Source organism: Mesorhizobium sp. B1-1-5, from assembly GCF_006443065.1.
In the GTDB taxonomy this organism is placed as follows: domain Bacteria; phylum Pseudomonadota; class Alphaproteobacteria; order Rhizobiales; family Rhizobiaceae; genus Mesorhizobium.
Genome location: NZ_VFWS01000097.1, coordinates 1 through 19,915 on the forward strand (window position 1 = coordinate 1; position 19,915 = coordinate 19,915).

At 63.6% G+C, this 19,915-nt stretch carries 16 protein-coding genes and 1 pseudogene; 3 read left to right on the forward strand and 14 right to left on the reverse strand.

Annotated elements, in window-relative coordinates; translation table 11 throughout:
* Positions 1-1,114: pseudogene (locus FJ980_RS22890) on the reverse strand (hypothetical protein); the annotation flags it as partial.
* 69 nt (positions 1,115-1,183) lie between these two features.
* Entirely contained in the window at positions 1,184-2,482 is a 1,299-nt protein-coding gene (locus FJ980_RS22895) for an adenylosuccinate synthase (RefSeq protein WP_140546020.1), read from the reverse strand.
* Between the two features lie 466 nt (positions 2,483-2,948).
* Here FJ980_RS22895 and FJ980_RS22900 point away from each other — a divergent pair, with 466 nt between their 5' ends.
* Entirely contained in the window at positions 2,949-3,848 is a 900-nt protein-coding gene (locus FJ980_RS22900) for a DMT family transporter (protein ID WP_140546021.1), read from the forward strand.
* A 92-nt stretch (positions 3,849-3,940) separates the two neighbouring features.
* Here the strand turns inward: FJ980_RS22900 and serA are convergent, their stop codons facing one another.
* From serA to glmM, 5 genes are all read right to left on the reverse strand, one after another.
* Entirely contained in the window at positions 3,941-5,542 is a 1,602-nt protein-coding gene (gene serA, locus FJ980_RS22905; RefSeq protein WP_140546022.1) for a phosphoglycerate dehydrogenase, read from the reverse strand.
* A 64-nt stretch (positions 5,543-5,606) separates the two neighbouring features.
* Positions 5,607-6,782, reverse strand: a complete 1,176-nt coding sequence (locus FJ980_RS22910) for a phosphoserine transaminase (protein ID WP_140546023.1) — start codon at positions 6,780-6,782, stop codon at positions 5,607-5,609.
* Between the two features lie 191 nt (positions 6,783-6,973).
* On the reverse strand, positions 6,974-7,834 hold the full coding sequence (locus tag FJ980_RS22915) for an outer membrane beta-barrel protein (RefSeq protein ID WP_140546024.1): 861 nt from the start codon (positions 7,832-7,834) through the stop codon (positions 6,974-6,976).
* Positions 7,835-8,037: 203 nt separating this feature from the next.
* Positions 8,038-8,874, reverse strand: a complete 837-nt coding sequence (locus FJ980_RS22920; protein ID WP_140546025.1) for an outer membrane protein — start codon at positions 8,872-8,874, stop codon at positions 8,038-8,040.
* Between the two features lie 214 nt (positions 8,875-9,088).
* Positions 9,089-10,441: a phosphoglucosamine mutase gene (gene glmM / locus FJ980_RS22925; RefSeq protein WP_140546026.1), complete on the reverse strand. Its 1,353-nt coding sequence runs from the start codon at positions 10,439-10,441 to the stop codon at positions 9,089-9,091.
* Positions 10,442-10,803: 362 nt separating this feature from the next.
* Between glmM and FJ980_RS22930 the strand changes: the two genes are divergently transcribed.
* Positions 10,804-11,460: a hypothetical protein gene (locus FJ980_RS22930; RefSeq protein WP_140546027.1), complete on the forward strand. Its 657-nt coding sequence runs from the start codon at positions 10,804-10,806 to the stop codon at positions 11,458-11,460.
* Between the two features lie 85 nt (positions 11,461-11,545).
* On the opposite strand, the gene FJ980_RS22935 is transcribed toward FJ980_RS22930, so the two are convergent.
* Together FJ980_RS22935 and FJ980_RS22940 are read right to left on the reverse strand one after the other, a co-directional pair.
* On the reverse strand, positions 11,546-12,421 hold the full coding sequence (locus FJ980_RS22935; RefSeq protein ID WP_140546028.1) for an NAD(P)-binding domain-containing protein: 876 nt from the start codon (positions 12,419-12,421) through the stop codon (positions 11,546-11,548).
* A 30-nt stretch (positions 12,422-12,451) separates the two neighbouring features.
* Entirely contained in the window at positions 12,452-13,216 is a 765-nt protein-coding gene (locus FJ980_RS22940; RefSeq protein WP_140546029.1) for an SDR family oxidoreductase, read from the reverse strand.
* Between the two features lie 183 nt (positions 13,217-13,399).
* On the opposite strand from FJ980_RS22940, the gene FJ980_RS22945 reads away from it, so the two are divergent.
* Positions 13,400-13,768 carry a helix-turn-helix domain-containing protein gene (locus FJ980_RS22945; protein WP_140546030.1) on the forward strand — a complete coding sequence of 123 codons (369 nt, stop codon included), beginning with the start codon at positions 13,400-13,402 and terminating at the stop codon, positions 13,766-13,768.
* A gap of 180 nt (positions 13,769-13,948) precedes the next feature.
* On the opposite strand, the gene ftsH is transcribed toward FJ980_RS22945, so the two are convergent.
* The 5 genes from ftsH to FJ980_RS22970 all read right to left on the reverse strand — a co-directional run bounded on the left by ftsH (position 13,949) and on the right by FJ980_RS22970 (position 19,874).
* Positions 13,949-15,883 (reverse strand): ATP-dependent zinc metalloprotease FtsH, encoded by a 1,935-nt coding sequence (gene ftsH / locus FJ980_RS22950; RefSeq protein ID WP_095767284.1) that lies wholly within the window; start codon positions 15,881-15,883, stop codon positions 13,949-13,951.
* 104 nt (positions 15,884-15,987) lie between these two features.
* A complete protein-coding gene (tilS, locus tag FJ980_RS22955) occupies positions 15,988-17,361 on the reverse strand; it encodes a tRNA lysidine(34) synthetase TilS (protein WP_140546031.1) in 1,374 nt (457 codons plus the stop codon).
* Positions 17,355-18,515, reverse strand: a complete 1,161-nt coding sequence (ybgF, locus tag FJ980_RS22960; RefSeq protein WP_140546032.1) for a tol-pal system protein YbgF — start codon at positions 18,513-18,515, stop codon at positions 17,355-17,357. Before ybgF ends, tilS begins: the two co-directional genes overlap by 7 nt.
* 233 nt (positions 18,516-18,748) lie before the next feature.
* The gene (pal, locus tag FJ980_RS22965) at positions 18,749-19,255 is read right to left on the reverse strand and encodes a peptidoglycan-associated lipoprotein Pal (protein WP_095767281.1); all 507 of its coding nucleotides are present in this window, start codon (positions 19,253-19,255) and stop codon (positions 18,749-18,751) included.
* 241 nt (positions 19,256-19,496) lie between these two features.
* Positions 19,497-19,874 carry a four helix bundle protein gene (locus tag FJ980_RS22970; protein WP_140546033.1) on the reverse strand — a complete coding sequence of 126 codons (378 nt, stop codon included), beginning with the start codon at positions 19,872-19,874 and terminating at the stop codon, positions 19,497-19,499.
* Between the last annotated feature and the right edge of the window lie 41 nt (positions 19,875-19,915).

Here is a 19,915-nt window from a genome sequence, read left to right on the forward strand (position 1 = left end):
GATTGGCAGCGTCGGTCGCCGGCGCTCCGGCGGCAGGCGCCTCGGGCGTCGGCGTGGCAGGAGCAGGCGTGGCCGGAGCAGGCGGGGTCGTCGCCGGCGTAGCCGGCGGCCGCGAGGTCAGCGCCGCGACGGATTCGCCTTCGCCGATCGTGGCCTGTCCGCCGGCCGGGCCGGGATCGGTCTCCTTGCCCTCGGGCGTCAGGCGTTGCGTGAACTTGTTGGTGTCGGCCGCCTCGCCGGCGCCGGACGCAGCCGGCGCGGCCGCCGTCTCCGGCGCCGGCTTGGCCGGAGCCGGCTTGACCAGCGGCTCTGTCGAGGCCGTCTTGCTGCCACCGCCGCCAAGGCCGAAGAGCGAGCCGAACGCATTCTTGTTCAGCCATATGCCGTAGCCGCCGCCGGCCAGCACCAGCAGCGCGACGACGGCGGCGATCAAGCCGCCATAGCTGCGCTTGCGCTGTCGCGGCTGTGGTCGCAGGCGCCGGAAGGTATCGGCCGCCGGCTGCTCGTCATTGGCAAAGACATCGCTGCCGTCATCGGCCTCGTCGATGCCCGCCAGGCCTACATCGTCTTCGCGCGGCGACGGCATCGGCGGCGGCGCCTTCTGCCAGGTTGGTTCCGCCTTTGGCGCGGTCTGCCAGTTCGGCTCCGTCCTTGCCGTGTTCTGCCAGGCTGGCTCGTCCTTCGCAGGAGTTTGCCGCGCGGGTTCCGCCTTCGGCCCGCCTTGCCAGCTTGGTTCGGTCCTGGCGGGGGCGGGCGACGGCCTGAACGGCTCGGACTTGAACGGATCCGGCTTGGCGGGCTCAGGCGCCGCCGGCTGGCGGGAATGGCTCGGCTGGTTCTTGTTGCGGTCGATGGAGGAGAAAATATGCTCCAGCTCCGCCAGCGGATCCTCGGCCGGAACGCGTTTGACATACTCGCGCTCGACACTGGAAATGGCGTCTTCCAGCGAGCGCTTCTGCTTGCTGACGACATCGGGCGCAAGCGGCGGGGAATACTCGGCCAGTTTCTTTGCCAGCACCGCGCGGGCGCCGTCGTATATCTGCTTGCGCATCTCGAACGAAGGGTCGACCTTCTTGTCGAGCTGCTTTTTCAGAACACTAACGAAATCTGCCATGCGTCAGGTGACCTGCATTCTTTTCCCGCCGGCCGCAAATCAGCCATAGCGCCGTGAAGGGCTGTGAAACTAGTCTTGAAACGGGTCGGTCACAAGTATTGTGTCGTCCCGCTCGGGGCTGGTGGAGAGCAAGGCCACGGGGGCACCGATCAGCTCCTCGATATAGCGGACATATTTGACGGCTTGCGCCGGCAAATCGTTCCAGCTTCTGGCGCCGGCCGTGGTTCCCTTCCAGCCTTCGAGCGTCTCGTAGACGGGCTCGACCCGCGCTTGCGCGCCCTGGCTAGCCGGCAGGTAATCGATCGTCTCGCCGTCGAGGCGATAGCCCGTGCAGACCTTGATCTCGTCGAGCCCGTCGAGCACGTCGAGCTTGGTGAGGGCGATGCCCTTGATGCCGTTGACGGCGACGGCCTGGCGCACCAGCACGGCGTCGAACCAGCCGCAGCGGCGCTTGCGGCCGGTGACGACGCCGAACTCGTGGCCGCGCGTGCCGAGGAACTCACCGATCTCGTTCTTCTGCTCGGTCGGGAACGGCCCTTCGCCGACGCGCGTCGTGTAGGCCTTGGTGATGCCGAGCACATAGCCGATGACGCCAGGGCCTACGCCTGAGCCGGCGGCGGCCTGCCCGGCCACGGTGTTGGACGAGGTGACGAACGGATAGGTGCCGTGGTCGATGTCGAGCAGCGTGCCCTGCGCGCCCTCGAACAGGATGCGTTCGCCGGCGCGGCGCCTGTCGTCGAGCACCTTCCAGACGCGATCCATGTAAGGCAGGATCTCGGCGGCCACCGAGGTCAGCTCCTGCATGATCGCCTCATGCGTCGCTTCCGCATGACCGAGCCCGCGGCGCAGCGCATTGTGGTGCGTCAGCAGCCTGTCGACCTTCAAGGGGAGCGTTTCCAGATCCGCCAAATCCATCACCCGCACCGCGCGCCGGCCCACCTTGTCCTCATAGGCGGGGCCGATGCCGCGGCGTGTCGTGCCAATCTTGGTTCCGGAATTCGAGGCGGCGTCTTCGCGCAATCCGTCCAGCTCCCGGTGCAGCGACAGGATAAGCGCGGTGTTTTCGGCTATTTTCAGGCGTTCCGGCGTGACCTCCACGCCCTGCTCCTTGAGCTTCTTGGCTTCGGCGACGAAGGCATGCGGATCGAACACCACGCCGTTGCCGATGATCGAAAGCTTGCCCTGCCTGACCACGCCGGACGGCAACAGCGACAGCTTGTAGACCTTGCCGTCGACGACCAGCGTGTGGCCGGCATTGTGGCCGCCCTGGAAGCGCACGACCACATCGGCACGTTCCGACAGCCAGTCGACGATCTTGCCCTTGCCTTCGTCGCCCCACTGCGAGCCGACGACCACCACATTGGCCATGTTCTTTTCCCTTGAAATGCCGCGCGGGCGGCCTGAAACGACAGGCCTCTATAGCGTCAAGCGGCGGCTGGCGCGACCCTTTCTTTGCCGCCGAAACCATCGTTGGAGCATGACCCGAACCGAAGGTCGGCGAACCCAAAAAGCGGGAACCGGCTTCCGCAAGTGACCATGCCCCTCAAGGACTTGGATCAAAATGACGCCAACGGCGAGACGTCAACCTGGCCCAGGCACAACAAATTCCGGCTTTCGCATCATTTACTTGGAGCCGCCGCCACTCTAAGGCGTGTTGATATTCAGGTCAGGCCGATCCGAAAATGGCGAGTTCCGAGAACCGGAGCGGAGCGTACTTAAAGTACGTGAGCACCGGAAGCGCAGGAAACCGGCATTTGCAGGCCGGCATCACCTGAATATCAACACGCCTTGGGCCGGGCTGAACCCTCGAACACCCTGCAGGGCCGGAACCTCCATGCACCGAGCCGCCTATCTGTTCCTTCTGTCGACCATGCTCTTGTGGGGTGGCAATTCGGTGGCGGGCAAGCTTGCCGTCGGCCATGTCTCGCCGATGACCTTGGTGTTCCTGCGCTGGGTGATGGCGGTGCTGATCCTGCTGCCCATCGGCTGGCGGACGCTGCGTGAGGATTGGCCCGAAGTGCGCAGGCACTGGAGGCTGCTTGCCGGGCTCGGCGCTTGCGGCTTCACCATCTTCAACGTCATCTTCTACACGGCGCTCAACTACACGACCGCCATCAACGTCTCGATCGAGCAGGCAGCCATCCCGATCGTCATCATCCTTGCCAATTTCGTGCTGTTCAGGCTGCGCGTGCAGCCTCTGCAGATCGTCGGCGTCGTGCTCACCATCGCCGGCGTCGCGCTGACGGCAAGTCATGGCGACCTCGGCCAGTTGCTGAAGCTCGACCTCAATTTCGGCGACGCCATCATGCTTGTGGCGGTGCTTTGCTACAGCCTCTATTCGGTGGGACTGCGCCTCAGGCCGGCAATCCGCTGGCAAAGTTTCATGCTGGCGCTGTCGATTGCCGCGCTGCTGGTCTCCCTGCCCTTCTTCGTCTGGGAGGTCGCGTCTGGCCGCGTCATCGTGCCGGACGCCCGTGGCTGGGCGCTCACGCTCTACACGGCGCTTGGCGCTTCGGTCGTTTCGCAGGTCCTCTACATCAAGGGCAACGAATTGATCGGCGCCAACCGCGCCGGCCTGTTCATCAATCTGGTGCCGATCTTCGGCACGTTGCTTTCGGTGCTGATCGTCGGCGAGCAGTTTCAGGCTTATCAGGCCTTCGCGCTGGCACTTGTCCTCGGCGGCATTGCGCTTGCCGAGTACAGCGGCAGCCGAGCAGCGCTGCAGACAGGGTGAATATCAACTTCCCGGCAAGCGGCCATCGGGTGACGGCCATCTCATGAATGCCCCGCTTGCTGATGCAAGCGGGGCGTTTCATGTCTGGACGTTTACTCGCCGCCAACGTCGAAGCGCAGCCGCTTCGCCGAGTCGATCGACTTGTGCGCGCGTACCTGCTCCAGCACACTTTCCGGGAAGGGCGCATCGAGATAAAGCAGCGCTATCGCATCGCCGCCCGGTCGGTTGCGGCCGAGCTGGAAGTTGGCGATGTTGACGCCGTTCTCGCCGCACACCGTGCCGAGCAGGCCGATGATGCCGGGCGCGTCGGCATTGGTGGTGTAGAGCATGTGCTGGCCGACCTCGGCGTCGAGATTGATGCCCTTTATCTGGATGAAGCGCGGCTTGTGGTCGGAGAAACAGGTGCCGGCGATCGAGCGCGTCATATGCTCGGTCTTGACGGTGAGCTTGATGTAGCCGTCGAACACGCCCGACTTGTCGCGCTTGACCTCGGCGACGATGATGCCGCGCTCCTTCACCATGATCGGCGCCGACACCATGTTGACGTCGGAGACCTGCGGCCGGATGAGGCCGGCAAGGGCAGCGCTCACCAGCGCGCGCGTGTTCATCGTCGCGGTCGAGCCGTCGAACAGGATCTCGACCTCCTTGATCGGATCCTCGGTGACCTGGCCGACGAAGGCGCCGAGCACTTCGGCAAGTTTGACGAAGGGTTTCAGCCGCGGCGCCTCCTCGGCTGTGATCGACGGCATGTTGATGGCATTGGAGACCGCGCCCTTGATCAGGTAGTCGCTCATTTGCTCGGCGACCTGCAGCGCGACATTCTCCTGCGCCTCGGTGGTCGAGGCGCCGAGATGCGGCGTCGCCACGACATTGTCCATGCCGAACAGCGGGTTGTTCTCGGCCGGCTCGACCTCGAACACGTCGATGCCGGCGCCCGCCACCTTGCCGCTCTTCAGCGCCGCGACCAGGTCCGCCTCGACGATCAATCCGCCGCGGGCGCAATTGATGATGCGCACGCCGTCCTTCATCTTGGCGATCGCAGCCGCATCGATGATGTTGCGCGTCTTGTCGGTCAGCGGCGTGTGCAGCGTGATGAAGTCGGCGCGGGCGAAGAGCTCGTCGAGCTCGACTTTCTGAACGCCGAGCTCCTCGGCGCGGCTGTCCGACAGGAACGGATCGAAGGCGATCACATGCATCTTCAAGCCGACGCCGCGCGTGGCGACGATCGAGCCGATATTGCCGCAGCCGATCACGCCCAGCGTCTTGCTGGTGATCTCGACACCCATGAAGCGGTTCTTTTCCCACTTGCCGGAATGGGTCGAGGCATTGGCTTCCGGTATCTGTCGCGCCAGCGCGAAGATCATCGCCACCGCATGCTCGGCCGTGGTGATCGAATTGCCGAAGGGCGTGTTCATCACGATGATGCCCTTGCGGCTGGCAGCCGGGATATCGACATTGTCGACGCCGATACCGGCGCGGCCGACGACCTTGAGTCTGGTTGCCGCATTGATCAGCTTCTCGGTGACCTTGGTCGCCGAGCGGATGGCGAGGCCGTCATACTGGCCGATCACCTCGGCGAGCTTTTCCTTGTCCTTGCCGAGATCGGGCAGGTAGTCGACGTCGATGCCGCGATCCTTGAAGATCTGCACGGCGGTGGTGGAAAGTTTATCCGAAACGAGAACGCGGGGCGCCATTGCGGCCTCCTTGACGTGGGAATGGATGTGTCGGGAAATGGCGGCCCGCGGGCCGCCATGAAACTCAGGCCGCTGCCTTGAGCGACGCCTTCTGCGTGGCGAAGGCCCAGTCGAGCCAGGGCAGCAACGCTTCGAGATCGGCGGTCTCGACGGTCGCGCCGCACCAGATGCGCAGGCCGGGCGGCGCATCGCGGTAGGAGCCGATGTCATAGGCGACGCCTTCCTTGTCGAGCACGGACACGATCCCCTTGGCGAAGGCCGCCTGCCCGTCAGCGTCGAGCGCCGCCACGTCAGGATCGGTGAAGGAGAGGCACACGGACGTGTTCGAGCGCGTCGCCGGATCGGCGGCGAGGTGGCCGAGCCACGTCGACTTCTCGGCGAACCGGTCGAGCACCGCGGCATTCGCGTCCGCGCGGGCGATCAGCGCATCAAGTCCACCGATCGACTTCGCCCAGTGGAGGGCATCGAGATAATCCTCCACGCACAGCATCGACGGCGTGTTGATGGTCTCGCCCTTGAAAATGCCCTCGATCAGCTTGCCGCCCGAGGTCAGGCGGAAGATTTTCGGCAGCGGCCAGGCCGGCTTGTAGGTCTCCAGCCGCTCGACGGCGCGGGGCGACAGGATCAGCATGCCATGCGCGCCCTCGCCGCCCAGCACCTTCTGCCAGGAGAAGGTGACGACATCGAGCTTTTCGAAATCGAGCCTTTGCGCGAACGCCGCCGAGGTGGCGTCGCAAATGGTCAGGCCCTTGCGGTTCGCAGGAATGAAATCGCCATTCGGCACGCGCACGCCCGAGGTCGTGCCGTTCCAGGTGAAGACCACGTCGCGGTCGAAATCGACCTGCGCCAGGTCGGGCAGCTCGCCGTAGCCGGCCTCGAACTTGCGAACATCGACGAGCTTGAGCTGCTTGACGACATCCGTCACCCAGCCCGAGCCGAAGCTCTCCCAGGCGACCATGTCGACGCCGCGCTCGCCGAGCAGCGACCAGAGCGCCATCTCGACCGCGCCCGTGTCCGACGCCGGCACGATGCCGATGCGACAGTCCGCCGGAACATTGAGGATTTCGCGCGTCAGCTCGATAGCCTGCTCGAGCTTCGCCTTGCCGATCTTGGCGCGGTGCGAGCGCCCGAGCGCGGCGCCTTTCAGCGCCTCGGCCGACCAGCCGGGGCGTTTTGCGCAGGGACCTGAAGAGAAATTGGGGTTTGCCGGACGGAGTCCGGGCTTGGTAAGCGTCGTCATCGTGGTCTATCCTTCCAGATAGTGGCCCCTCGTTGGGGAGGGGTGGCCCACGGACGGCGATATGCGCTCAAGGCTTCGGCGTCAAGAGCAAAGTTTTTGTCGCAGCCAGGATACCAGGCGATCACGTGACTTCATGTGCAATAAAAAACGGCGGACCCAGGCCCGCCGTTGCAATTTCCAGATTCGCCATTCTACCAAAGGTCGTAGCGTAATCCGAGCTTGACCGTCTGGTAGTCGATGCCCTTGTGGATGTTGAAGGCGCCGCCGTCATACGCGACATATTTGGCGCCCGGCACCGAAAAATACTCGTAGCCGAGATCGACAGACACGTTTTTGGTCACCTGATAGGACAGGCCGCCACCGATCGAGTACGCAAGATTGAACTTGCCCTCGCTGTCGGTCTGGCCTTCGTACCCAGCGGGGTCGTCGCAGGAAAACCCGCCTGTACCGGCAGAATTAGGGGCAGTCTCAACGCAGTCGCGCGCACCTATGCTCCTATAGTATTTATTGTAGGCGAGACCGATGCCGCCGCCGAGATATGGGGTGATCCCGACATAAGTGCCCAGATCAACATAGCCGTTGGCCATGATGCTGTAGCCTTTGTTGGAGCCGTTGTTGGTGAGGTCGCATGCCTGGGTGGCCGCGACGGAATTGATGGTGCCGAAACCATCGTCCACCAGCGTATGTCCGTCGCAGGTCGCCGCCAGCTTGGCGCTCTCTGTGAATTTGTCGGTTGGCAGAATCCCGCCGTTCAACTCGACCCGGAGATAGTCGTTGATGTGGTAGCCCATACCGATGCTACCAGTGAAAAGGCTCGCCTCATCGGTGAAGCTGTTAAGAGGGCCGGAGGATACCTCCTTGTGCTCGAACGGATGGCTGAAGGCATAGCCCACATCGCCGCGCAGGTACCAGCCCGAGCCGACCTCGACCGGCTGGTAGTCCGGCGCCTGGTCGACATAGATCGGCGGATCGTAGTCGGCTGCGAGCGCCGGCGTCATCGGCAACAAGATGGCTGCGGCAAGCGCTGACGCGATACGCGATCTGGATATCATGGTCCCCGGCTCCTGAAATTGGCGCCAACCGCGAACGCGGGCGCCGTTTCAATGAGCCATTGTTAACTATAGTGGTTAAGTGGCGGTTAAGGATAACAGCTGGTTACCGAATTGATTTCGATCAATATTTGCCGGCGTTGCATAACAAAAAAGCCGCCCGGCTGGCGCCGGGCGGCTGACGAATTTCGGGATAATGAAGGCGATTACTTGGTGTAGATCGGTTCCGGTTCCGGCTGATAGGCAACCACCGGTGCGGCGCAGCCATTGTTGCCGCCGAACTGGTAGCGCAGGCCGCCGCGCACTTCATGGGTGTTGATGCCGCGATCGAAGCCAGGTCCGGTGCTGCTCACATCCCATTCGAACATGCGGCCGCCCTGGATATGGGTGAAGCGGTAGCCGGCGTCGAGGATCACCCTGTCGGTCAGGCAGTAGGACGCGCCGGCCATGAGAGCATAGGCAAAGCGCCAGTTGGAAGAGCCTGGGTTAGTCTCGGTGGTGTTCGGATCGTGGACCGTGTCCCACTTGACATGCGCGCCGCCGATGCCGGCGCCGACATAAGGCGTGACGCCGTGCCAAGTGCCGATATCGACATAGGCGTTGGCCAGCAGCAGCAGAGCGCTCATCTTCGACACTTCGGTCGAGGTCGAGACGAGGTCCGAGGTCTGGCCGTTGAAGTTCGACTTGAACCAGTAGTCGGCGGTCACGTCCGTGCGGAAGTAATCGTTGATCTTGTAGCCGACGCCGCCGCCGAGCGAGAAGCCGCCCTTGAGCTTGCCGAAATCGAAGCTCTTGCTGCCGGGCGTGACCGAGCAGTTACAAGGATCGACAGCGTAGGTCATGTAGTCGATGCCGCGCACGGTCGACTTGTGATAGTCGATGTCGCCGCGGATATACCAGCCGCCGATATCGATCGGCTGCTGCTCGACGACCGGCGGCGGCGCCTCTTCGATTTGCGGTTCGGGGAGGTCGGCCGCGAAGAGCGGTCCGGCCAAGCCCGCGAACAGCGCGGCAAGCAATGCCATTCTTGCTGTCTTGAACATTCTGTCACCCCTAAGAAGCCTCGGGACGACTCCCGCCCGAAGATGATTGACCTCGGGTTTGGATAATGAATTGCAAAGGTTAAAAGCCGTTTAACCGTACCGATTAACCACGAATCTATACAATTTTAGAGGGGAGGCCGTTGTCCGATCTGCGCGCCCCGGTACCAAATAAGCCCGCTTTGGCGGCGGGCTTAGAGGAACTGCGGGACGGAGCTCAGGCGGCGCTGCGGGTGTCCTGCAGGATGCCGACGATGTCGTTGACGACCGCTTCGACCAGTTGCGGATCATCGCCCTCGGCCATGACCCGGATGAGCGGCTCGGTGCCGGAGGGACGGATCACGAGGCGGCCGGCTTTGCCAAGCCGGTTGCGCGCATCCTCGATGGCCGCCTTGACCGGCGCTTCCTCGAGCGGCTTGCCGCCGGAGATGCGGACATTCTTCAGAAGCTGCGGCACCGGCTCGAACTTCTTCGACAATTCGCTGACCGGGCGGTTCTGCCGCTTGATGCAGGCCAGCACCTGCAGCGCCGAGACCAGGCCGTCGCCGGTGGTCGAGAAATCGGACAGCACGATATGGCCGGACTGCTCGCCGCCGACATTCAAGCCATGCGCGCGCATGTGCTCGACCACATAGCGGTCGCCGACCTTGGTGCGGTGCAGCTGCAGCTTCATGTCGCCAAGAAAGCGCTCCAGCCCGAGATTGGACATCACGGTGGAGACGACGCCGCCACCGGCCAGCCTTCCGCTCTGGTGCCAGGACTCGGCGATCAGGGCCATGATCTGGTCGCCGTCGACGATGGTGCCGTTCTCGTCGACGATCACAACCCGGTCGGCGTCGCCGTCGAGCGCGATGCCGATGTCGGCGCGCACCTCGTGCACCTTCTTCTGCAGGCCGGCCGGGTGCGTCGAGCCGCATTCCTTGTTGATGTTGAAGCCGTTCGGCTCGACATTGATCGCCACCACCTCGGCGCCGAGTTCCCACAGCGCCTCGGGCGCCACCTTGTAGGACGCGCCGTTGGCGCAGTCGACGACGATCCTCAGCCCCGAAAGCGACATCGAGCGCGGCAGCGTGCGCTTGGCGAATTCGATATAGCGGTCGTGCACGCCGTCGACGCGCTTGGCGCGGCCGAGCCCGTCGGAATCGGCGAGCGCCAGCTCGATGTCCTTGTCGAGCATGCCTTCGATGCGTTCCTCGATCTCGTCGGAGAGCTTGTAGCCGTCGGGACCGAACAGCTTGATGCCGTTGTCGTAGTAAGGATTGTGCGAGGCCGAGATCATCACCCCGATGTCGGCGCGCAGCGAGCGCACCAGCATGGCGACCGCGGGCGTCGGTATGGGGCCGAGCAGGAACACGTCCATGCCGGCGGCGCACAGGCCCGCCACCATGGCGTTCTCGATCATGTAGCCGGAAAGCCGCGTGTCCTTGCCGAGCACGACGCGATGACGATGATTGCCGCGCTGGAACGAGAGCCCGGCGGCCATACCGACGCGCATGGCGATCTCGGCCGTCATCGGAAATTTATTGGCGCGTCCGCGGATACCGTCGGTGCCGAAATACTGACCTGCCATGTGTCTCAAAGTCCCCGTCGGTTTTTCAGCCGCCCGTATTGCCACAAATTGGGCCGCATCCGATCATCAAATTTCGTGATTGTATATTACCAATCCTTAGAAAAACATTGTAGCGGGCGGTGCAAGCGATTCGACAGCCTGTCACCACCTTTGACGTGGCGGCGCTATACCTGCCGGTGCGAGGCTCTTCGGTGCCCCGGCAAAGCCTGGCTGGCGGCGAACCGGCAGGCAATTCATCACCTTATCGCGAATAACACACTTTGTGAGGGCGCCTGTGCCGGAAGCATCTGGCGCAACCGGACATTGAGAGCTATTGATTTGGCATAGGGACACTTATTGGCGGCAGCAAGGGAGAAAACGCCATGCTTATTCATAGACTTGCAGCTTTGACGGGTATCGCCGTCGCAACCTTGTTCCTGGCGGCGCCGGCCAACGCGCTGACCATGGCCGAGTGCAGCACCAAGTATAACGCGGCCAAGGATGCGGGAACGCTCGCCGGCCAGACCTGGAACCAGTTCCGCAAGGCCCAGTGCGGCAGCGACGCCGCCGCGACCGACACCAAGGCGGCGACCGATACGAAGGCCGCCGACACCAAGCCCGCCAAGAAGACGAAGGCGGCCGCCGCTGCCGACGACGCGGCCAAGGGCCTGAGCTCCAAGGAATGCAGCACCAAATACCAGGCTGCAAAATCCGCCGGCACGCTCAACGGCATGAAGTGGAACGACTTCCGCAAGGCCGAGTGCGGCGCCGCCGCTGCCGACGACGACACCGTGCCTGCACCGACGGAAGCCACCTATACCAGCGAGCCGGCGAAGCCGAGCGTCGCTGCGCCGAAGGGCGTGACCTTCCCGAAGGCGATTTCGCCGAAATTCGCCACCGAGACCCCGGCCAAGGGCCGCATGCATACCTGCCTCGAGCAGTACTATGCCAACAAGGATGCCAACACGCTGAATGGTCTCAAGTGGATCCAGAAGGGCGGCGGCTTCTACAGCCTCTGCAATGCCAAGCTGAAGAGCTGATCGCTTAGTACCGATTGACGAAAGCCCGCGAGCCGCAAGGCTCGCGGGCTTTTTTGCCGGGCGCGATGTCTAAACCGGCCTAATTTCAAGCACCTGGTTTCGGTCGCTGCAGCAGTCCAACCAGACTAGAAAGATCGGCGTTGGCGTTGCCGGCGGCCACTCCGCGTCGCATCAGGTCTTGCATCGGCAAGACGAGTTCGGCGCTGACTGCAGCCGACCTGGTGGCATCGATCAGATTGACATAGGCGTCTGCTTGCATGCCCAGATTGGAAACGACATTGCTGGTGTGATCGCCGCTGTCGATCTGTTCCGCCCATTTCGGCAGCGCGCCTTGCATTGCCTCAAGCCAGGCGGTCAGCAGCGGCATGAATTCGCGAGCCGGAATTCCGGCTTTGCCTGTCAGCGCCAACGCCTGCAGAACCCCCGCGAACAGGCCGTACATGCCGGCCAGAAGCGAGATGTCGTAGAGCGGTGCGAGGCCAGCGTCCTCCCCAAGATATCGACTGGCGCCAAGCGCATCGAGCCGTCCGGAATAAGTTTCGAAAGCTTGCCTGGAGCCGCCATAAAGGATCAAGGCATGCTGCCCGCCAATCATCGGCGGCACCGCCATGATGCCGCCATCGAGATAGTTGGCGCCGTGCCTGGCGGCCCAGTCCGACATCGCCCGCGCCTGGTCGGGCGTACCGTTGGTGAGGTTGACCAATGTGCGCCCCGAGAATGCGGCCTCGGCGGCACCTAACGCCTCATGAACCGTGTCGTAGACCAGGAGGCACGCCACGATCAGCGGGCTCGATCTGACGGCTTCCTCGACAGTCTTGGCCACGACAGCGCCTCTGGCCGCCAAAGCCTCCGCCTTTGCCGGGGAACGGTTCCACACGGTCACCTCATGCCCCTTATTCAGAAAGGCATGGGCAAGAGCCGTGCCCATGGCGCCGAGGCCGATTACTGCGATATCGCTCATCCTGCTTTTCCGTGGTTTGCTTGCGGGGGTTCACGCCGGTACCGGGCTCAGATCCTGGCCAAGGCCGCCGTCGACGGTCAGCCGCGCACCCGTGGTGAAGGTGGCGTCAAAAGCCAAGAAAAGCACCGCACGCGCTACTTCCTCGGCCGTCCCGTGGCGTTTCATCGGCGTGACGGCGTCGCCTGTCTTCATGAAGGCCGCGCGCTCTTGGGCGGACGCGCCGGCGACACCCATCGTTGGTGTGTCGATGAACCCTGGGCTGACCACATTGACGCGGATCCGGCGAGGCAGGAGCTCGGCAGCAAGCACCTTGGCAAAGGCACGGAGTGCCGCCTTCGACCCGGAATAGACGCTCATGCCGCCGGTGCCGGATTCGTCGGCGATCGACGAGGTGAAGACGATGGCGCCGCCGTCTCTGATCAGCGGCAGCAGGCGCTGCGCGGTGAAGAAGGCGCCTTTGGCATTGACGTTGAAGGTGCGGTCATAGCTGTCCTCTGTGACATGCTCCACCGGTTCAAGATTAGCGACCCCGGCATTGATGTGAAGGAGGTCGATCTGCCCGAGCTTCTGTCCGACTTCCGCCCCGAGCATAGCGATGTCGCCCATGGCGCTGATGTCGGACTGCACGACGTGGGCGCGAGAAAACAGCTTCTCGCGCGCGGCCTCGATATTGCGTTGATCGCGGCCGGTGATCAGGACTTCGGCGCCGCCTTCGACGAGGAGCTCGGCGACAGCCAGGCCCATGCCGTGTGTGCCGCCGATCACCACGGCCTTCTTGTTCGTGTATCGCGTCATGATTTCTCTCTTTTGACAATATCTGTCCGCCAACGGCCTTTGCAGACCGAAGCATGGTACCGATATGATGTTGTGGTGTTCGCCGGTTCCCGACGATGCCAGGAAGCTATGGACCGGCCGAGCTTTTCTCAAGTACCGACAAAAAAGTAAGGCACCCACTGATTGCTCAGAACTGGATGAAACATGGGAAAGAGACAGCCAAATAGTTGCGGACTAGGCCCTGCGCTCGAAGCGATCGGCGGCAAATGGAAGGCGTTGCTGCTCTGGCAGTTGCACAAGGCCCCGGCACGATTCGGTGAGCTGAAGCGCCTTGTGCCGGAAATCAGCGAAAAGATGCTGATTCAGCAGCTGCGCGAGATGGAAGCCGATGGCCTGGTCAATCGCGAAATCTTCGCGGAAGTACCGCCCAGGGTCGAATACTCGATCACCGAATTCGGCGTCGAGCTGGACAATGCGCTGATCCCACTGGCCAGATGGGGCAAAGAATATGCCGGCCGCGCCGCCAGGCAGCGCCAAGGCAAGGCAAACGCGCTCGCGCCGCAGACCCTCTGAGGTGGCTCTAATGCATGTCGCCCGGAAGTGCGCAGCGATTCCGGGACAACGACATGCAGCAAAACAAGACTTAAAGCGCGTTGCCTGAATCCGGTTCAGCGCGACGCGCGTTAGGTAGCTTCAGACAAAAGAACGCCGCGGGTTTGAAGCCGCGGCGTTCTTCTACAATTCATAACCTGGTCAGCTTGACGGCTGCGGCTCCATGCCGCCTTCGGGCTCGGGGCCTTTCTTGCGGCGGCCGCCGGTGCCGGCCTTCGGCACGGCCGAGCCGCGGCTGGGCGGGGTGTCGTCGCCGAGGTCGCGGGCGGGCTTGTTGCCCGCGATCAGCTGCTTGATCTCGTCGCCGGACAGCGTCTCGTATTCGAGCAGTCCCTCGGCGAGCGCGATCCATTCCTTCTTCTTCTTGGTCAGGATGGTCTTGGCGGTCGAATAGGCGTCGTCGATCAGGCGCCGCACCTCGGCGTCGATGATCTGCGCCGTCTCTTCCGAGATGTTCTGGGTGCGCGCCACCGAATGGCCGAGGAAGACCTCTTCCTGGTTGTCGCCATAGGCGACGTGACCGAGCTTGTCGGAGAAGCCCCAGCGCGTGACCATGGCGCGCGCCAGCTTGGTCGCCTGCTCGATATCGGAGGAGGCGCCCGACGTGATGTTCTCCTTGCCGAACTTGAACTCCTCGGCGACGCGGCCGCCCATCATGATCGCAAGCCGCGAGATCATGTACTTGTAGCTCATCGAATAGCGGTCGCCTTCCGGCAACTGCATGACCATGCCGAGCGCGCGGCCGCGCGGGATGATGGTTGCCTTGTGCAGCGGATCGGCCGACGGCACGTTGAGCGCCAGGATCGCGTGCCCGGCCTCGTGATAGGCGGTCAGCTCCTTCTCGGCCTGCGTCATCGCCGACGAGCGACGCTCGGCGCCCATCATGATCTTGTCCTTGGCGTCCTCGAACTCGGCCATGGTGACGAGCCGCTTGTTGCGGCGCGCCGCCATCAGCGCGGATTCGTTGACGAGGTTCATCAGATCGGCGCCGGAAAAGCCCGGGGTGCCGCGCGCAACCACCTTGAGGTCGACATTGGGCGCCAGCGGCACGTTGCGCACATGCACCTTGAGGATCTTCTCGCGGCCGACGATGTCGGGGTTCGGCACCACGACCTGGCGGTCGAAACGGCCGGGCCTCAGCAGCGCCGGGTCGAGCACGTCGGGCCGGTTGGTGGCGGCGATGAGAATGATGCTCTCGTTGGACTCGAAACCGTCCATCTCGACCAGCAGCTGGTTCAGCGTCTGCTCGCGTTCGTCATTGCCGCCGCCGAGGCCGGCGCCGCGATGGCGGCCGACGGCATCGATTTCATCGATGAAGATGATGCAGGGTGCGTTCTTCTTGGCCTGGTCGAACATGTCGCGCACGCGGCTTGCGCCGACGCCGACGAACATCTCGACGAAGTCCGAGCCGGAGATGGTGAAGAACGGCACGTTGGCTTCACCGGCGACCGAGCGGGCGAGCAGCGTCTTGCCGGTGCCGGGCGGGCCGACCAGGAGCACGCCGCGCGGGATCTTGCCGCCGAGGCGCTGGAACTTCTGCGGATCGCGCAGGAACTCGACGATCTCTTCGAGATCCTCCTTGGCCTCGTCGACGCCGGCGACGTCCTGGAAGGTGACGCGGCCATGCGCCTCGGTCAAAAGCTTGGCCTTCGACTTGCCGAAGCCCATGGCGCGGCCGGAGCCTGATTGCATCTGGCGCATGAAGAATATCCACACGCCGAGGATCAGGATCATCGGCAGCCACGAGATCAGATAGCCGAACAACGAATTGGAGCCGTCGGTCTCGGGCTTGGCGGTGATGGTGACGTTCTTGTCCTGCAGCCTGGAGACCAGCGACGGGTCGCCGGGCGAATAGGTCTGAAAGCCGTTGGCGTTGTCCGTGTAGTTGCCGAAGATGCGGGCGCCGGCGATGGTCACGCTTTTGACCCGGCCCGACGCGACGTCCTGCAGGAACTGCGAATAGGCGATATCCGTGGTGGCGCCGCGCGTCTGCGGCGTCTGGAAAAGATTGAACAGGGCTATGAGCAGGACCGCTATGATCGCCCAGAGCGCGAGGTTGCGATAATTCGGATTCATCTATTGTCCCGTTGGCGTCCGCGCGCGGACCCGCGATGATGGATTAGCTTGGGCCTAACATAGGGAGAGCGCCCCCCCTTGCCAAGCAGAACAGCACGTATCGGTTAAGCTTTCGCCCACCCTCGGCCATCATCATGGCGGCGGAATGGCAGTGCCGGCAACGGCGGCGCGCCGATCAGGGCCGCCGCGGCGGCGGCGGGCTCGATGTCGAAGGAGGGCAGGAAGCGCGCGAAAGGAGCCACCGCCGGAGCGATCGAGACCGATCGCGAGCCGGCATTGCCGCCCGCAAGACCAAGACATTTGCCGGCGGACCACAGCGCAGGCTCCGCGGCAAGCGCGGCGCGCGAAAGGCTCGGCGGGATATCCTGGCTCAAGGGCGCTTTCCCGGCGGCGGCCCCCAGTGGCGCGATCGCCAAGTCGCCCGGCCCGTCTTTCAAAGTGATGCGCCGCCGATTGTCCCAGAGCCGGTTGTGCTGCGGTGGCGCGGCTGCAGGCAGGTCGCGGTTCTCGCGGCGAAGGAAAATGCCGGTTCGTCGCGCGTCGATAACCGTCCGCGACAATGTGGCGCGAAACGGAGCGGACCGCAGGCGCGAAAGCAGCGCAGCGCAGCGCGTCTCGTCGGCGAGAAACGAGACGCCGCCGACGGTGGCCAACAGGATGCGCAGCGCATGGATGACGGCTTGGCCGTCCTCATGTCCGGCAAGCTCGCGATCGAGGCGGATGAGGCCCGGAACCGGCCTGCCGGCAAAGGTGTCGATGAGCGTGGCGGCGCGGCGGCCGACGTCCCGGCGCTCGAAAGCCGCCTGGTCGGCCCGTGCCAGCGCCTGCGCGATACGCTGTTCGCCGTCGCCCTGCGCGAGCTTCGCCCGCACGCGCGGCCGCTCGAAGCGAGCATCGGCATTGGTCGGATCCTCGATCCAGCCGATGTCGCGAGCCCGCAGCATCTCGCGCAGTGCCGCGCGCCTTGTGCCAAGCAGCGGCCGGACGATCCATGTCCGCCAGTCGAACAGCGTGGCGGGCGCCATGCCGGCGAGGCCCCGGCCCTCATCGTCGCGCGCCTGCCGCATCAGCACCGTCTCGGCCTGGTCGTCGGCGGTGTGGCCGGTCAGGATCAGTTTGATGCCTTCGGCGCCGGCTGCTTCGGCGAGCAGCCGGTAGCGCGCCTCGCGCGCGGCGGCCGCCAGACCGGTCGCGGGCTTGTCGCCGCGCCAGGCAACAATGCGATGCGCGATGCCGCGCTCGGCGCAGAAGTGTTGAACGAGCCGCGCCTCAGCGGCCGAGTCCGGCCTCAGCCCATGATCGACGGTCACCGCGAGCAGCCTGGCGGCCGATGCGGTCTGGTCGAGGTGATCTTTGAGGAGAAGGAGAAGGGCGGTCGAGTCGCTGCCGCCGGACACGGCTGCAACGGCGCCGGTCGAAAGATCCAGGTCGGAGAAAAGGCAGTCCAAAAGGTCAGGTTTGCTGTCGGGCGTCAGCACGACGCCAGGGCCCTTTCCTGCTTGATGCGTTCCTTGAGCGCGCCGGAAACATCGGGATAGCGCTTGCCGATTTCACTGAAGGTGGCGCATGCGACGTCGTTCTGCTTCAGGCCGACCAGCGAAACGCCGAGCTTGAGCAGCATGTCGGGCGCCTTCTTGGCCTTCGGATAGTCCTTGCTGGCGGCGAGGAAGACTTCGGCCGCGTCACGGTATTTCTGCTGCCCGAGCAGCGACTCGCCCAGCCAGTAATGCGCATCAGCCGCCTTGGCGTCCTTGGGGAAGCGGGAAATATGGTCGCGAAAACCCTGCTCGGCGGTCGGATAATCGCCCGACAGGATGAATTGGTAGGAATTGCGATAGAGCTCGTCGGGATCGTTGGTCGACGGCAGGGCCGCCACTTCGGTGCCGCCGGACTTGCTCTTCTTGGCCGGCGTTTCGGCGGGAGGAGCGCTTGCCGTAGGCGCGGGAGCTTCCGCCGGCGCGCTGGCCTGCGGGCCGGTCTCGGCATTGACCACGTTGCCGTTCTTGTCGACGGTGATGGTGCCGAAATTCTTCGGCGGCGCGCCGGTGATCAGCTTGCCGGGATCGCCGGTCTGCGATTCCACGATGACGTCGCCAACGCTTTTGCCGCCGTTTTGCGCGCCGGTGCCGGCCGGCGCCTGCGTCGCCGGGGCCTGGGCGACGCCGTTGTCGGCTCCGGCGTCGCCGGTGCCGGATTGACCGGTGCCAGCATCGCCGAGATTGGTGTTGCCGTTATTGTTGTTGCCGTCCTGGGGCGCGGCTTCCGATTTCTTCTGCCCGGCTGGCTTGGCGCCTCCTTGGCCCTCGAGCTGCTGGAAACGGAACTCATTGTCTTCCTGCTGCTTGCGGATCTGTTCCTGCATCTGCAGGATCTGGAAATTCATCTCCTCGATCTTGCCGTTCAGCTGGCGCAGTTGGTCTTCCAGACCAGTCACGCCGGCGCCGCCCTCCTGTTGCGCGACCTGCGCCTGTTCCGGCTTCTTCTTGTCGCCGAAGATGCCGAGCGTAGGCAGATGGAAGGTGAACCCGCTGTCGGCGGCCGGCCCGGCACTGTCGGCCGGCGCGGCAAGGCTTGGGAGGCTTGATACAAGCAGCAACGCAAGCGTGCCGCTCAGGACCGTTCTGAAGTGCATTCTGTCTCTCGCGGTGGGTGTTGGCCTGATGCGCCTTTCCAAATCAAACAAGGGGAGGAAGCGCCCTCGCGCTCATAGCAGGACGCGAGACTTCGGCCAAATTTTGTTTCGGTTTGTTGCAAAGGAAAAAGGCGGCCCTGAGGCCGCCTTTCATTTTTGGGATGTTGTATTTTTGTCGCCCGGGACGCCGAGCGCCCTTACCGAAAATCGACCCCGATCTTCGGTGTCATGCGTCAGGAGCCGGCGCCGGAAAGCGTGGTGACGGCGCGGCGGTTCTGCGACCAGCAGGAGATGTCGTCGCAGACGGCGACCGGACGCTCCTTGCCGTAAGAGATCGTCTTCAGGCGGCCGGCGGAGACGCCCTTGGAGACCAGGAAGTCGCGCGTGGCGGCGGCGCGGCGGGCGCCCAGCGCCAGGTTGTACTCACGCGTGCCGCGCTCGTCGGCATGGCCTTCGATGACGATCGCATACTGGCGGTACTGATTCAGCCACTGCGCCTGGCGGGCCAGCGTGGTCTGCGCATCGGCGCGGATCGACGAGGAATCGGTGTCGAAGAAGATGCGGTCGCCGATGTTGACGGTGAAGTCCTGCGCCGAACCGGGCGTGGCGGCGCCGGCACCGTTGAGGCCGAGATCGGCCGCGCTGTTCGGGGTCTTCTTCGAGGCGCAACCGGTAATGGCGAGCGCCATCACGAGAGCGATCATCGCTGGGTTTCTGGTAAGTGCTGCGATACGGCCCATGCCGCCTCTCCTTCGCATATGAGTGATTTCGTTGATCACCCAGTAACCACGTTTGGGTTAACCGGCATTCAAGAAACACGGTTAATGTTTGGTTTCGAGCCGCCGTCCGCGACTGCTTGCCCCGCGCTTTACGAAGGGGCGACACTGCGCGCGGACCGTAGGCGGAAATGCGGCCAAAACATGGAAAAATGGGGAATTGGGGAACTGGGGAACTGGGGAATTGAAGAATTGGAGAAAGAGGTCACTTCAGCGACCCTCTGAGATTCACCAGCATCCCATAGATCTGGTTGTAGGATCGTAGCCACTCGTCAAGCTGTGTCTTTGAAATGTATTCGAGGTCGAAGGCATAGGAGATCCATGTCTCGACTTCGCTACACGACCCCATAGCCATTGAAATGAAGCGAGCGAATTCGGCTTTGGAATGAGGCTGCTTGGCAAAGCCCTCCGACAAATTAGCGCAGATAGCCTTGCTGGAGCGACGCAACTGATCGGCTAGCGCGTATTGCTCGATCTTCGGAAAGGCCAGCGTGGCTTTGTGAATTTCAAGAGAAACTTCGTAGGCCCGCTTATAGACCTGCAGGTCCCTGGCGCGTCCAACATAGCGTCCGTGCTTCTCCATTTCTTCAGTTCTTCAATTCCCCAGTTCCCCAATTCCCCACT

What these genes read in the sequence shown, in the direction of transcription:
- FJ980_RS22895 (WP_140546020.1), bottom strand. Translation starts at nt 2,482, where the DNA reads ATGGCCAATGTGGTGGTCGTCGGCTCGCAGTGGGGCGACGAAGGCAAG.
- FJ980_RS22900 (WP_140546021.1), top strand. Translation starts at nt 2,949, where the DNA reads ATGCACCGAGCCGCCTATCTGTTCCTTCTGTCGACCATGCTCTTGTGG.
- serA (WP_140546022.1), bottom strand. Translation starts at nt 5,542, where the DNA reads ATGGCGCCCCGCGTTCTCGTTTCGGATAAACTTTCCACCACCGCCGTG.
- FJ980_RS22910 (WP_140546023.1), bottom strand. Translation starts at nt 6,782, where the DNA reads ATGACGACGCTTACCAAGCCCGGACTCCGTCCGGCAAACCCCAATTTC.
- FJ980_RS22915 (WP_140546024.1), bottom strand. Translation starts at nt 7,834, where the DNA reads ATGATATCCAGATCGCGTATCGCGTCAGCGCTTGCCGCAGCCATCTTG.
- FJ980_RS22920 (WP_140546025.1), bottom strand. Translation starts at nt 8,874, where the DNA reads ATGTTCAAGACAGCAAGAATGGCATTGCTTGCCGCGCTGTTCGCGGGC.
- glmM (WP_140546026.1), bottom strand. Translation starts at nt 10,441, where the DNA reads ATGGCAGGTCAGTATTTCGGCACCGACGGTATCCGCGGACGCGCCAAT.
- FJ980_RS22930 (WP_140546027.1), top strand. Translation starts at nt 10,804, where the DNA reads ATGCTTATTCATAGACTTGCAGCTTTGACGGGTATCGCCGTCGCAACC.
- FJ980_RS22935 (WP_140546028.1), bottom strand. Translation starts at nt 12,421, where the DNA reads ATGAGCGATATCGCAGTAATCGGCCTCGGCGCCATGGGCACGGCTCTT.
- FJ980_RS22940 (WP_140546029.1), bottom strand. Translation starts at nt 13,216, where the DNA reads ATGACGCGATACACGAACAAGAAGGCCGTGGTGATCGGCGGCACACAC.
- FJ980_RS22945 (WP_140546030.1), top strand. Translation starts at nt 13,400, where the DNA reads ATGGGAAAGAGACAGCCAAATAGTTGCGGACTAGGCCCTGCGCTCGAA.
- ftsH (WP_095767284.1), bottom strand. Translation starts at nt 15,883, where the DNA reads ATGAATCCGAATTATCGCAACCTCGCGCTCTGGGCGATCATAGCGGTC.
- ybgF (WP_140546032.1), bottom strand. Translation starts at nt 18,515, where the DNA reads ATGCACTTCAGAACGGTCCTGAGCGGCACGCTTGCGTTGCTGCTTGTA.
- pal (WP_095767281.1), bottom strand. Translation starts at nt 19,255, where the DNA reads ATGGGCCGTATCGCAGCACTTACCAGAAACCCAGCGATGATCGCTCTC.
- FJ980_RS22970 (WP_140546033.1), bottom strand. Translation starts at nt 19,874, where the DNA reads ATGGAGAAGCACGGACGCTATGTTGGACGCGCCAGGGACCTGCAGGTC.